Origin of the sequence: Acidisoma sp. (genome assembly GCF_035492295.1) — a bacterium.
GTDB lineage: Bacteria > Pseudomonadota > Alphaproteobacteria > Acetobacterales > Acetobacteraceae > Acidisoma.
Genome location: NZ_DATJJK010000278.1, coordinates 1 through 12,976, shown reverse-complemented (window position 1 = coordinate 12,976; position 12,976 = coordinate 1). Strand labels below are relative to the sequence as shown.

At 58.8% G+C, this 12,976-nt stretch carries 12 protein-coding genes; 10 read left to right on the top strand and 2 right to left on the bottom strand.

Annotated elements, in window-relative coordinates:
• Positions 1-32: 32 nt before the first annotated feature.
• Positions 33-773, bottom strand: coding sequence for a FadR/GntR family transcriptional regulator (locus tag VL752_RS20690; protein WP_325358279.1), 741 nt, complete (start codon positions 771-773; stop codon positions 33-35).
• 48 nt (positions 774-821) lie between these two features.
• Positions 822-1,862 carry an aldo/keto reductase gene (locus VL752_RS20685; RefSeq protein ID WP_325358277.1) on the bottom strand — a complete coding sequence of 347 codons (1,041 nt, stop codon included), beginning with the start codon at positions 1,860-1,862 and terminating at the stop codon, positions 822-824.
• 159 nt (positions 1,863-2,021) lie between these two features.
• On the opposite strand from VL752_RS20685, the gene VL752_RS20680 reads away from it, so the two are divergent.
• The 10 genes from VL752_RS20680 to VL752_RS20635 all read left to right on the top strand — a co-directional run.
• Positions 2,022-3,092, top strand: coding sequence for a sugar ABC transporter substrate-binding protein (locus tag VL752_RS20680; RefSeq protein ID WP_325358275.1), 1,071 nt, complete (start codon positions 2,022-2,024; stop codon positions 3,090-3,092).
• Positions 3,093-3,251: 159 nt separating this feature from the next.
• A complete protein-coding gene (locus VL752_RS20675; protein WP_325358273.1) occupies positions 3,252-4,352 on the top strand; it encodes an ABC transporter permease in 1,101 nt (366 codons plus the stop codon).
• On the top strand, positions 4,352-5,179 hold the full coding sequence (locus VL752_RS20670; RefSeq protein WP_325358271.1) for an ATP-binding cassette domain-containing protein: 828 nt from the start codon (positions 4,352-4,354) through the stop codon (positions 5,177-5,179). The genes VL752_RS20675 and VL752_RS20670 overlap by 1 nt, the downstream gene beginning before the upstream one ends.
• Before the next feature lie 77 nt (positions 5,180-5,256).
• Positions 5,257-6,180: a 5-dehydro-4-deoxyglucarate dehydratase gene (locus VL752_RS20665; protein WP_325358269.1), complete on the top strand. Its 924-nt coding sequence runs from the start codon at positions 5,257-5,259 to the stop codon at positions 6,178-6,180.
• Between the two features lie 32 nt (positions 6,181-6,212).
• A complete protein-coding gene (locus VL752_RS20660; protein ID WP_325358267.1) occupies positions 6,213-7,037 on the top strand; it encodes an NAD-dependent epimerase/dehydratase family protein in 825 nt (274 codons plus the stop codon).
• A gap of 395 nt (positions 7,038-7,432) precedes the next feature.
• Entirely contained in the window at positions 7,433-8,524 is a 1,092-nt protein-coding gene (locus VL752_RS20655; protein WP_325358265.1) for a sugar ABC transporter substrate-binding protein, read from the top strand.
• A 5-nt stretch (positions 8,525-8,529) separates the two neighbouring features.
• A complete protein-coding gene (locus VL752_RS20650) occupies positions 8,530-9,591 on the top strand; it encodes an ABC transporter permease (RefSeq protein WP_325358263.1) in 1,062 nt (353 codons plus the stop codon).
• A 7-nt stretch (positions 9,592-9,598) separates the two neighbouring features.
• Complete coding sequence (locus VL752_RS20645; RefSeq protein ID WP_325358261.1) at positions 9,599-11,101, top strand: sugar ABC transporter ATP-binding protein; 1,503 nt, start codon at positions 9,599-9,601, stop codon at positions 11,099-11,101.
• A gap of 11 nt (positions 11,102-11,112) precedes the next feature.
• Positions 11,113-12,087: an ABC transporter permease gene (locus VL752_RS20640; protein ID WP_325358259.1), complete on the top strand. Its 975-nt coding sequence runs from the start codon at positions 11,113-11,115 to the stop codon at positions 12,085-12,087.
• 331 nt (positions 12,088-12,418) lie between these two features.
• The coding region (locus tag VL752_RS20635; protein ID WP_325358257.1) for an ABC transporter substrate-binding protein at positions 12,419-12,976 on the top strand (558 nt) is incomplete at its 3' end.

The following is a 12,976-nucleotide window of genomic DNA, read 5'->3' as shown; positions in this document are numbered from 1 at the left end:
GCAGATGCCAAGCACTGCGGGTGGCCGCCAGGCTACCGATTATGCCCAGCCGCCAATTTGCGATAGCGATCACGGCTTGCTTCGAGATGGTCTCTTACATACCGCCGGGCTAATTTGCCGTCTCCGGTGCGCACAGCCTCGAAAATTTGTCGATGTTCTTTCTGAACTTGGCCGACGTACAAGCGTCGTTCCTCCACCGTCTCGAGGCCAACCCGTATGGTTTGGCGGGGGATGATCACTGGTCCGAGAAACTGGATAAACCTTGGGAAGTAAGGGTTTCCTGTTGCGGCGGAGATGGCGCAGTGGAAGTCGAGATCCTCCTTGACAGCCGAAGCGCCCTTTGCAATTGCCTCGTCGATGTTCCGGAGGGCTTGGCCAATCGCCGCGACGTCTTCATCGGTGCGCCGCTCGGCCGCAAGCCCTGCGGCCTCAACCTCGACCGCTAAACGAAGCTGCAGCACGTTCTCAATTTCAACGAGCGATTTCAGCTCCTCGGACACAATGCGAAAAGGGCGAGCGGAGGTATGGTCTGCCACGAAGACCCCGGCTCCTTGCCGGCTCACGATAAGCCCTTCTGAACGGAGCGTTGCCATTGCTTCCCGAACGACGGTTCGGCTCACGTGGTATTGGGCAATCAGCTCCTGTTCGGTTGGAAGCTTTTCGCCCGGCTGTAGGCGCCCGGCGCGGATGTCCCGGCCGATCCGCTCGGCAAGCTGAGCAGTCCGGCTGGGTGAAGGGGCTATCCGCAGGTCTTCAGCCGATGGTTCGGGCATAAGCCATTCCTCAGTGCGATTTGTGTCTTCCGATTGGCCTCGGAACCGTCAGGAGTATCCACCTATCGGCGAACGGTTGTCGATCAGCCCTTCCGACTTGAGTTCGAGCCAGAACTCCAAGGGCACCGGATGACGCGCATAGCGCGCATTGGCGCTCAGTTCTTCTACCGAACGCGCGCCTGGAATGACGCTGGCGACGAGCGGGTTCAGGAGTGGAAACTGCAACGCGGCAGCCTGGAGAGGGACGTTGTGGCGACGGCAGACCGCCTCGATCGCTCGGACCTTCTGTTTGATCGCATCGCTCGCTGGCCGGTAGTCATAGGTCGCCGTCGGGACTGCGCCGGTTGCGAGAATGCCTGAATTGTAAGGACCCCCGACGATCAGGCTAATCGACTTTTTTTCACATAAGGGGAGCAGCCTATCCATCGAGTCCTGATCAAGAAGGGTGTACCGGCCCGCCAGGAGAAAATAGTCAAAATCGCCGGCTTCTGCGAACTCACAAAGCATCTGCCACTGATTAATTCCGACCCCGATCGCCTTGATCACGCCCTGGGCGCGGAGTTCGGCGAGAGTGGGGAAGGCGCCGTCCATCGCGGCCTTGAAGTGACTTTTGCTGAATGGATCGACACCGGCACCCACATCGACCGCCTCATCGGGATCGTGGATGGCGAGCATGTCGATATAGGGGGTTTTGAGTCGATTCAGGCTCTTCTCGACGCCACGCAGCACGGCGTCGCGGGAATAGTCAAAGTCGGCCCGCATTGCGGGAGGCTCGGCCCAAAGCTGGGGCTTGAGCTCGGCTGGGCTGATGGGCACCAAACTGTAGCCGACCTTGGATGACACAACGATATCCTGGCGCCTCAGTGCATGGATGCCTTCGCCCAGCCGCGTTTCGCTTAAGCCGAAGCCATAGACCGGGGCTGTGTCGAAATAACGCACGCCGGCGTCAATGGCAGTGGCGACGGTGGCTGTGACATCCTTGGGATCCATCGGTCGATACATATTTCCGAAGGGCGTGCCGCCCAATCCGAGTTCGGTCACATGGAGGTCAGTCTTCCCGATACGACGGGTGGCAAAGGCCTTTGTCATTTTCTTTTTCTCTTTTCCCTTCGCTTGCCCGGTCCGCGCCGGACGTGAAAAGACATTGACAGAAAATTTGTCATATTACAATGTAACCTGATTACAGGGTCACAGGGCGATCGGCGGTGCCGGTCCTTGCCCCAAAGAAAAAAGAAACGGGAGGCTCGTGTGGATCAAATCAACGACCTTGGCTTGAGTCGGGCGGTTGCGCCGGGCATGGGGCGGCGATCTGCCGCACGCTTATTGGCTGCGGCAGGTGCCGGGGCCATCGGGATGGCAGGCGCAGGGAACGGCGCCCAGGCGCAGTCAGGGCCTTATCCCGGGCTGCCCAAGAAACCTTTCAAATTTGTCTTTGTTTGCCATGTGACCTTGGACCAGTTCTTTGTTCCGGCTCAGTACGGCATTCAGGATGCGTGTGCGGCCTTTGGCTGCCGGTATCAATGGACGGGATCTCAGAACAACGTCGTGTCTGAGATGGTCAACGCAATGGAAACGGCCATCGCCGAAAAGGCCGACGGAATTGCGGTATGCCTGGTCGATCCGACGGCGTTTGACGCCGCGACAGCGCGTGCAATGGCCGCCGGTATTCCCGTGGTCGCCTTCAATGCCGATGTGCCCAAGGGCAGCCCGAACAAGCGCCTGGCCTATATCGGGCAGCCTCTCTTCCAGGCCGGCTATAACATCGCTGAAAAATGGCTGAAAATGGTGCCGAAAGGCAGCCATGTGATGCTGTCCATCGGCATGCCCGGCTCTTTGAACGAGCAGCCGCGGCTTGACGGCTATATCCAGTGCATCAAGGACAATGGCAATCCGGTCACCTACGATGTGATCAATACCGGGGTGGATGCGGCAACCGAAATCTCGCGTATTGGCAGTTATGTGCTCAGCCACAAGAACGTCGCCGGTATATTCACGACCGGAGGCTCAGATACCTACGCCGCTGGCTTCGTCTCTGCCCAATATGGCCTGGCAAAAAAGGGCGTCATCGTTGCGGGTTTTGATCTCTTCCCGCAGACTCTCGGCTATATCAAATCCGGCGATATGACATTCACGACGGATCAGCAATCCTATCTTCAGGGCTTCTTGCCCGTACAGCAGATGTATATGTGGAAATTGTCCCAAGGACTGGTTGGCACTGCTGACACGAACACCAGCGAAGCCTACGTGACCAAAGACAATATCGACCATTATCTAGGAAAATCCCGCTTCGAAGGCACTGCTCGGGCTGAGCCTGTCTAGCCGTTCGATCATCAACGCGCTCTGTCGATGGGGTGTTCGTTCCGTCCGCGTCATCGGCAGAGCCTAGATTGCACAAAGTCGCGTCGCGCTCCTCCACGTGCTTTGCGAGCAGTAGCCGATCATTCAAGTGGGCAGGATGATGATTAGGAAACGAGGACCGTGGGAATAGCGTTTAAGACAAAAACTAACCCTGTCCCAACATTCAGCGGGACCGGGAAGCGCAGCGTCGGCTTTCATACACCGACCACGCCGGTCGACAAGATACTGACCCTCCTTTCTCGCTATCGGGAAGCAAGTATCGCGCTCGTCGCCATTCTTCTCGTCATCTATTTTCAGATCGGCAGTGACAGTCAGTTCCTGACATCGCAGTTTATGAGTGTTGTCCTGCGGGATACTGGCCGGCTGGGTCTCATCGCCATTGCCGAAGTAATGTTGATGATCACTGGTGAGATCGACCTCTCGGTCAGCAGCGTCTACTCCTTCGCACCTTACAGCATGGTGCTGATGGCAAATTCTCTGGGCGTGCCGCTTCCCTTGGCTGCCATCATCAGCCTGAGCATGGGTATCGCGGTCGGTATTCTGAACGGCGTGGTGACGGTGAGGTTTCGAGTTCCGTCTCTGATTACGACGGTCGGCACGCTCTTCCTGTTCCAAGGCATTGTCGTGTGGATAAATGACAGCCAGCCCATTGTCGCTCCCATACAGGAGCCATTCAATGCGATTTTCGGTCAAAACCTGTTTCGACCAAGCGATTCGCTTCTGTCTTGGCATGCGGTAACGGCCTTTACGCCGTTCCTTTGGACTTTGGCTGCGGTTCTCATCATCGCCCTCGTCCTCAATCGGACGACCTTCGGCCTGCATACCGTCGCGACGGGCAGCAACATCGTCGGGGCGCGGGAGATAGGCGTCAGAACTGATCGGATCAAAATCTACAATTTCATGCTTGCCGGGGGACTGGCTGCTTTCGCTGGCATTATCAACACCGTGCAGTTTTCTTCGGCTGACCCACAGGCTGGAAGCCCGTTTCTGACGCTTCAGGCGATCGCGGCCGCAGTCATCGGTGGTACATCCCTGCTGGGTGGATCGGGCACGGTCATCGGCGCACTCATCGGCGCCTTTGTTGTAGCGACGCTCAATAATGGATTGGTCATGGTTGGCGCCCAGGCCACGGTCTCAGACATCTATCTCGGTGCCGCGATCCTGGCGGCGATGATTCTCAACGTGCAGGTCAACCGACTGCGCGCGCGGAGGCGGATCTAATGTCTCATAACACGATCCCACCGCTCAGCGCTGAAGCGCCGGTGGTACTCGAGATGGCGCATGTCAGCAAAAGCTTCGGTGCGGTGACAGCCTTGGTTGACGTCAGCGTCAAGCTTCGGAAGGGCGAGGTTCTGGCGCTTGTCGGAGACAATGGGGCCGGCAAATCGACCCTCATCAAGGTGCTCTCCGGATATCACAAGCCGGACAGCGGGGAGATCACCTCCAAAGGAAAGTCGATCCGCTTCGATTCGCCACGTGACGCGCGCTCCGAAGGGATCGAGACTGTCTATCAGGATCTGGCGTTGATCGGCGATCTGAGCATCTATCACAATATGTTCATCGGGCGTGAATATCACAAGCGCATGTTCGGGATGAAGTTACTCGACAACCAGAAGATGCGAGGCATGGCCGAAGAATATCTCGCCACACTCGGCATCAATATTCCGAACGTGAACAGCACTGTTGACCGGCTCTCGGGTGGCCAACGGCAATGCGTTGCAGTTGCGAGATCGATCTATTCATCCCCAAGTGTCCTGATCCTCGACGAGCCGCTGGCGGCACTGGGTGTGCGTGAAAGTGCTCATGTACTTGGCTTGGTTCAGAAGCTTCGACGGGAACGGGAGGTGTCCATTATCCTGATCGTTCACAATTACAGCCAAATCTTTGAAGTCTGCGATCGCATAAACTTCCTTCATTCTGGCGAGATCGTTCTGGATGTCTCTACCTCAGACATCACCGAGGAGGAATTGACGCGGACCGTCAAGTCCGGCCTCGGGCGGCTCATGCGCCCGGAAGAATTGGACATTCCGGCGGCGGTCGAGCCCTGAGCCGTTCTTGTTATTCTCATTTCATCCTGCCTCCCGGCGACAGCCCGTGAGACGAAATTCGAATGGAGTCCGGATCTGTGACGTTTTCTCCGAGTGAGTTGGCGGCTTGCGTGACAAGCGGGCTGTTGTCATTTCCCGTGACTTATTTTGATGAATCGGGTGCCTTCAACGAAGCAGGCTATCGTGAACACGTCGCGCATCAGGGCGTAGCGGGCGCTGTCGCGTTGTTTGCGGCCGGAGGTACGGGCGAATTCTTCTCTCTCACCTTCGATGAATATCGGCGCGTGGTCCGAGCGGCGGCGGAGGAAGTGCCCGACCACATGCCGCTTTTGGCCGGCGTCGGCTACGGCACGGAAATGGCCATCGACATGGCGAAGGCCGCGGAGGCTTCCGGCGCGAACGGCATACTCGCACTGCCGCCGTACCTCGTTAACTCTGAGCAGGAGGGACTGCGGCGCCACCTGGAGATGGTGTGTCGTGCGGTCGGGATCGGGGTCATTGCCTATAACCGCGACAACGCGATCTATTCGGCCGATACCCTTCTGGCGGTTGCAGAAAGCTGCCCAAATCTGATCGGCGTGAAGGACGGCGTCGGCGCCACGGAGATGCTCGTCAATCTCCGCTATCGTCTGGAGGATCGTTTCATCTTCATAGGCGGCATGCCGACGGCAGAAGTTTACGCGAGTGCGACGCCGAATAGTGGGATTACCACCTATTCCTCGGCCATCTACAATTTTGCGCCGGAGACCGCTTTGACCTTTTTTCGGGCCTGGCGCGCCGGAGAGCAGGCGGTTGTCGATGATCTCATGCGGCGGTTTTTTCTGCCGTATCTGGCAATTCGCAACAGGCGTGCCGGCTACGCCGTTTCAATCGTCAAGGCTGGTGTCCGTATCAGCGGGAGCGACTGCGGCAGGGTAAGAACACCGCTGGTGGATCTGACGACTGAGGAAGGGACGTCGCTGAGGCAGCTGATGGAGCGCTGCGGCATGCCGGTCGCCTAGTGTCACGACGGGAAACAGAGCCGGAGACGCGTATGCTAAACAACCGCCAACCAATAGCGCTATTGACCGGAGCCTCCGGCCATCTCGGACGCTTGCTTGCCCGGCGCCTCAGCGAATGCGGCTGGCACCTGCGCTTGACGGACATGAGGCCGTTTCCGGACACGATCCCTCACGGCGCAACCTTCGTCGAGCTGGCGCTCGAGGACAAGGACGCGGTCATAAATGCCGCAAAAGACTGCGACGTCATTCTTCACTATGGCGGTATTTCAACGGAACAGTCCTTCGAGGAGACACTCGGACCAAACTATCGGGGAACCTATCATATCTACGAAGCGGCTCGGCGCCACCGTGCGCGCGTGGTCTTCCCGTCTTCGGTTCATGTCGTAGGATTGTATGAGAGAAGCGAGAAACTCGACCAGGACTGCGTTCTGCGGCCAGACGGCTACTACGGCCTGTCTAAGGCTTATGGCGAGATGCTCGCGCGGGTTTATTGGGAAAAGCACGCGGTTGAAAGCGTCGTCGTCCGAATTGGATCCACGCTTCCGGAGCCGACCGATCGCCGGTTTCTCTCGACCTGGCTGTCTTATGATGATTTTGTCTCTCTGATGCAGTGCTGTGCGAAAGCGGAACGGATCGGTTTTACCGTGATTTGGGGCGCGTCCAACAATAGCCGGAGCTTCTGGGGGGCGGACGGGCGCGCCCGCATTGGCTGGACACCCAAGGACAGCTCCGACGGCTTTATTGAACGCGTTGAATCTATCATGACGGAGGATAGGATTGCCGAACACTTGCAAGGCGGTCGTTTCGTGACTGTTGACTACAGCCGCGACGATCTCCCGCCACGAGATCTATTTTGACGACGGGAGGGGAGGCGATCCGGCGCGGGATGTTCTGAACTGTATTGTTAAGACATCGACAGCCCAACCGGCGCCGTCCGGTGCTCCTGCGGTGATGGGGTAGCTGACTCTCCAATCACAAATGCCTCAAAGACCTCAGTTGTAGTTTTACTCTGCAAGTATTGGCGTGGCTCCGTTGCTGGAAAACGGGCGAATCACAGCGGACGAGCTTCCGGTGACAGCGGCTTCGGTCTGCCTGCTAATCTAAGCTTGCCGGATCTCAAGCCTTTGAGTAGGCTCATCCTATAGGACGGTTGTCATATAAGTGAGCTTCTTTTAGGCGGCGATCCGCGACGAAAAGATCTGACCAATTACAAGAACGACCGCAAAGGTCGTCTTTCCGAGGGACCTACAAAATGGCGATTGACCACGAGATGTTTCGGGCGGCCGTCCATCGTCGGCGGTTTTTGGCGGGCACGGCAGCTTTGGGTGCCGGGGTCGCGGCGGGAGCTTTGCCACGATATGCACGGGCAGACTCACCTCCTATGCTCGTGACCTCGATCCGCTCGCTGTCCAACCCCTATCACGCGGTATGGAAGGTGGGCGCAGACGCCTTCGCCAAGCAGACGGGTCTTGCCCACGTCACGCTCGTCACCGAAGGCAATAGCGAAAAAGGCATCTCCGACATCAATGCCATGATTGCCAAGACCAATGGGCACATGGTTCTGAACGTCGACCCCAATAATACACCCGATGCCCGGCCGATCGTCGAGGCCTGTGCGAAAGCCGGCGTCTATGTCGTGACCTGGTGGAACAAGCCGGCCGACCTGCACCCCTGGAACTTCAACCCTCACTATATCTCCCACATCGAATTCGACGGCGCGAGCAGTGGTGCTTACATTGCAGATGAGCTGTTCAAGGCGATGGGGAACGAGGGTGGCTTCGTCGCTATTGGCGGCATCATCTCGGATTCCGCCTCGATCGACCGGCGCCGCGGCATGCTGGCGGCGCTGAAGAAGAATCCTAACATCTCTCTTCTGGACTGGCAGACGGCCGATTGGCAGTCTCAGAAGGCCTTCGACATCATGAGTTCCTGGCTTACGCGGTTCGGGCCAAAAATCAAAGGCGTCTGGGCTGCAAACGACGATATGGGCACGGGCGCGCTGGAGGCGTTGCGTTCGCAAGGTTTGGCCGGTCAGGTTCCTGTTGTTGGCATCGACGGCATTAAAGCTGCCGTTGAGGCTGTGAAGGCTGGTGAATTCGTCTGCACGGTTACCTCCGATCCCTATTGGCAGGGCGGCATCGGCCTCTCGATGGGTCTGGAGGCATCCCAGGGCAAGTTCGACCCGGCGAAGGAACCGCGCATTGACCGTGAATTCAATGCGACAACCGTCAAGATTACACGCGCGAACGTCGATACCTATATCAAGACAGAGGTCGATAGCCATCCGCAAATCGATTGGACCAACCTGTGGAATCGCGTGGCGAGTCCGATTTCCTATAGCTGAGACCGGTGGCCGAAGGCGCGATGGACTCGCCGCCACAGATGCCTGAACTTCCCGCGAGAGCGAGAGTTTCGGCGCTCACGACGGGCGACGGACGCGGGGCGGGGCGCCCGTCGTGGCTTAAGCGGCGGCTTGCAGGCATGGCCCCGCTGCTTGTTCTCGTTGCACTCTGCATTTTGCTAGGCATTCTAAGCCCGTCATTCTTCAGCTTCCGTAACCTCGTTTGGGGCGTCGCCAACCAGGCAGCGATTCCACTGATCCTTGCTATGGGGGCTACGTTTGTCATCCTCATGGGTAGCATCGATCTTTCGATCGAGGGCATACTCTGTGTCGGTGCGATGATCGTGGCGCTGCTTTGTGCCAATGACACGAACACCAATAATTTCGGTTGGCTGGGGCCGCTGTTCGCCCTGCTGGCCTGCACGGCGCTTGGCCTGGTCAGCGGACTTGTGCATGTGGGCCTGCGCATTCCCTCTTTCATGGCAACACTCGGAATGTGGTTTGTTGGGCTTGGCATTGGCACGGTTATCCTGGGCGGGACTGCCGTGCGGGTGCTCGATCCGCGCGTCCGGGCCATGGCCTTTCTCCGAATCGGCTATTTCCCGATGGCCGTGTGGGTTGCTGCGGCGGTCTTTGTGTTGGCGCTTCTGATCGAACGGCGCACCCGCTTCGGTCGATACGTCTATGCGATTGGCGGCGGGGAAGATATCGCCAAGCTCTCCGGCGTCCCGGTCGCCCGCACGCGTATCCTGGCCTTCACGCTCGCTGGTTTTTTCACCGGAATCGCCGCGGTGCTTGCGAGCGCACAGCTCGGCCAAGCCAATACCACGATCGCGGACGGCCGGCTTTTCATGACCATCACTGCGGTCGTCGTCGGCGGCACAGCGCTGACAGGCGGATGGGGCGGCGTGGTCAATTCACTGGTCGGCACGCTGACGGTTGTCGTGCTCGCCAATGGCATGGTGCTTTTGGGTATCTCGCCCTACGTACATGAGACGGTACAGGGACTGATGATTATCGCGGCCGTAGCACTCTCCGTACGCCGTGGCGCGCGGTTGGTAATCAAATGAGGGTCCTGTGCTGAACGTTGAGCAGATCAGCAAAAGCTACGGCCCCGTGCACGCGTTGCGGGAGGTTTCCATCGAGGTTCGTCCGAACGAAGTCGTCGGGCTGATCGGGGAAAATGGCGCCGGGAAATCAACGCTCATGCGCGTGCTGGCGGGCACCGTCCGCCCGGATAGCGGCCGCATCTTGATAGATGGCACGTCGGTCTCCTTAAGGGATAGCCGGCATGCCAATGCCTGCGGCATCGCGATGGTTTTTCAGGAGCAATCGCTGCTTCTGAACATGTCCGTCGCCGAGAACATCCATCTGGCGCAGGAGGGCGAGTTCATGCGGCTCGGCCTGTTGGACAGGCGGCGCATGAACGAGGTCGCCCGCGCCCATCTTGCCAGGGTCGGTCTCGACGTTGATCCGCGCACAAAAGCAGGCGAACTGACCTTCGCCGCCCGGCAGATGGTGGAACTCGCCAAGGCTCTGGCGCTGGAGCAGCGGACAACGGCGCCGCTCACGATCTTTCTCGATGAGCCGACGTCGGTGCTGGAATCGCGCGACATCGCAATTCTCTTCGATCGCATGCGGTCGCTCAAGTCGCGAGCGAGCTTCATCTTCGTCTCCCACCGGTTGGATGAGGTGTTGGAGATCAGCGACCGCGTCTATGTCCTGAAGGATGGAGCGGTGGTGGCCGAAAGGCCGGCGGCGGAGGCCACGGTACCCGAACTCCACGCCATGATGGTCGGGCGAGCCTTGCACTCCGGCTACTACCGCGAGGACCGGCAAGGGGTGCCGGGCGCCGAACCTGTTCTGGAGGCGCGACAGCTGACCGTGCGCGGGGCTTTCGAATCGGTGGACTTGACCCTGCGCCGGGGTGAGGTGCTGGGCGTTGCCGGCGTCATTGGGTCGGGCCGCGAGGAGCTTATGCGGACGCTGTTCGGCTTTCTGCCGCAGACCGGCGGCACGCTGAAGGTGAATGGCCAGGAGGTCGTCCTGCGATCGCCGACGCAGGCGGTTGCTGCGGGCATAGGCTATATTCCTCGGGAACGTCGGGTTGAGGGGCTCGTTATGGACCTCTCTGTCGCCGTCAACATGACCCTCGCCAACCTCGACGTTGCAATGACACACAATATGATCGACCACGGGCGGGAGAGGACGATTGCGGATGATTGGATCCGGCGGCTACACATCCGCACGCCGAGCGCCGCGCAGGTCTGCCGCAATCTCAGTGGCGGCAACCAGCAGAAGATCGTTCTGGCACGCTGGTTGACGGCAAAATCCCGCATACTCATCCTCGACCATCCGACGCGGGGCCTCGATGTCGGTGCCAAGAGTGAGGTCTATGACCTCATTCGCGATCTGTCCGCCCAGGGAGTGGGTATCATTCTCACCTCCGATACACTGGAAGAGACAATTGGGCTTTGCCACACGATCCTTGTCATGCGCGATGGCATGATCACCGGGCGCCTCGACGCTCCCGCCGAGGCCAAGCCAAGCCAAGTGGCCGTGCTGGAACACATGGTCTGAGGAGTTTAATCATGGCGAAGACCGATATGGTCGGAATGGCGCCGGGCGCGGCTCTTAGCCGGGTCCGCCCTTTCACGCCAGTACTACTTCTCGTCCTGCTGCTTCTCGGCATCGGTATCGTGGAGCCTGGCTTCCTGCGGGCGAAGGATCTCTCGGTTGTCCTCTCCGATGCCTCCGTCCTCTTTGTGATGGCGACCGGCATGACCTTGGTCATCATGCTCGGCGGAATCGATCTTTCGGTGCAGGCTGGCGCCTCGTTTGCAAGCATGGTTGTTGCTGAACTTCTCCCCAGCCTCGGCTATGCGGCCTTTCCGCTGACAGTTCTGATCGGGCTCGCGGTTGGGATTTGCAGCGGCTTCGTCCATGTCAAATTACGCATTCCATCCTTCATCGCGACGCTCGCGACCGGAGGCATCATGACGGGGCTCTCGCTCCTGATGGAGGAGGGGCGATCCGTTGCTCTGCTTGACACGGGGCGACACGAAGTTCGCTGGATCACCGGGAGCATCTTCGGCATCCCGAACGTGATTCTGATCGCAGCGATACTCGCGGCCGGAGGCATGTTCGTTCAACGCTATACACGCTTTGGCCGCTATAGCGCGGCCATCGGCGCCGGTGAACCGGCCGCGCATGCGGCTGGGATTTCGGTTGACCGCTACAAGATCATGGCCTTTGGCCTTTCGGGTGCCTGCGCGGCCTTCGGCGGTGTGCTGCTTGCTGCGCGCCTCAGCAGCGGCTCACCCGATCTCGCGAGCCAGTTGTTGCTGCCGACTATTGCGGCCGTAGTCGTCGGTGGGACAGCCATTACGGGTGGTATTGGCAATATAGGCCTCACCGTTGTCGGCACGCTGATCGTCTCCATTGTGCGGATCGGCATGACCTTCGTCGGCGTCGATATCTTCGCCCAACAGATCGTCTTCGGTGGGGCCCTTATCCTCGCGGTATTTGTCACCATCGACCGCAGCAAGATCGCGATCATCAAGTAAGGCCAAGTTCGGCCGTCCTCGACCGCCTGCCTGCCTGGGCAGCCTGTGCGAACTATTGCGACGGCGCCGGATATAATTGGGCCGCCGCGCAGGTGGAAGAAGTTTGCCGAGAATTGCTGCAAGTTTGATGGACGTCTGCGTCTTTTCTTGACAGTGCTTTTGCCAAAAGTTACTGTCACCCGGTTGTCTGACAACCGGGTGAATACGCCTTGGGTAATCCCGAACGATAACACGGCCTCACCATCACAATGTCCCGTTGGCTGTACGAGCCAAGAAAAGAAGGACGGAGGAACGGATGAAAAGATTGGGGTTTGGGCTAGGACTTGCGGCAATGGGTTTGCTCACGGTGATGGCGGGTAGCGCTCTCGCCGCGGATCAGGAGCTAAAAGTCGGTGTAGTGGCTGCGGAGTCAGGGTCGTTTGTTTCTGCCGGCAATACGATCGTCGCGGCCGCCAAACTAGCCGCTGAAAAGATCAATGGCGGCGGTGGAATCAAGGTCGGAGATAAAACCTATAAAATCAAACTTTACATCCGGGACAATCGAACCGACGTGAATGTTACGATCGCGGCGGCTCAGGAACTCGTGAACGACATCGGCGTAAAGGCCATCTGGGGCACCGAAACGCACGATTTTTCGATAGCAATGGCGAAAATTACCGGACCCGCCAACGTGCTGCAGTTCTCCGGCAATAGTTCCCTTGGCAGCGCGCTCGACGCCAAGTCCGTCGCCCCGGGCGGTTGGCTCCACTATGCCTTTCAGACCGAACCCCAGGAGTGGCAGCGCAGCGGCAGCACGGCAAAAGGCGTGTTGGCGCTTTTGGCACCATTGATGGAAAAGAAGCCGGTTCATTCGGTCGTTCTCGTCGGAAACGACGCAACGGGTCAGTAT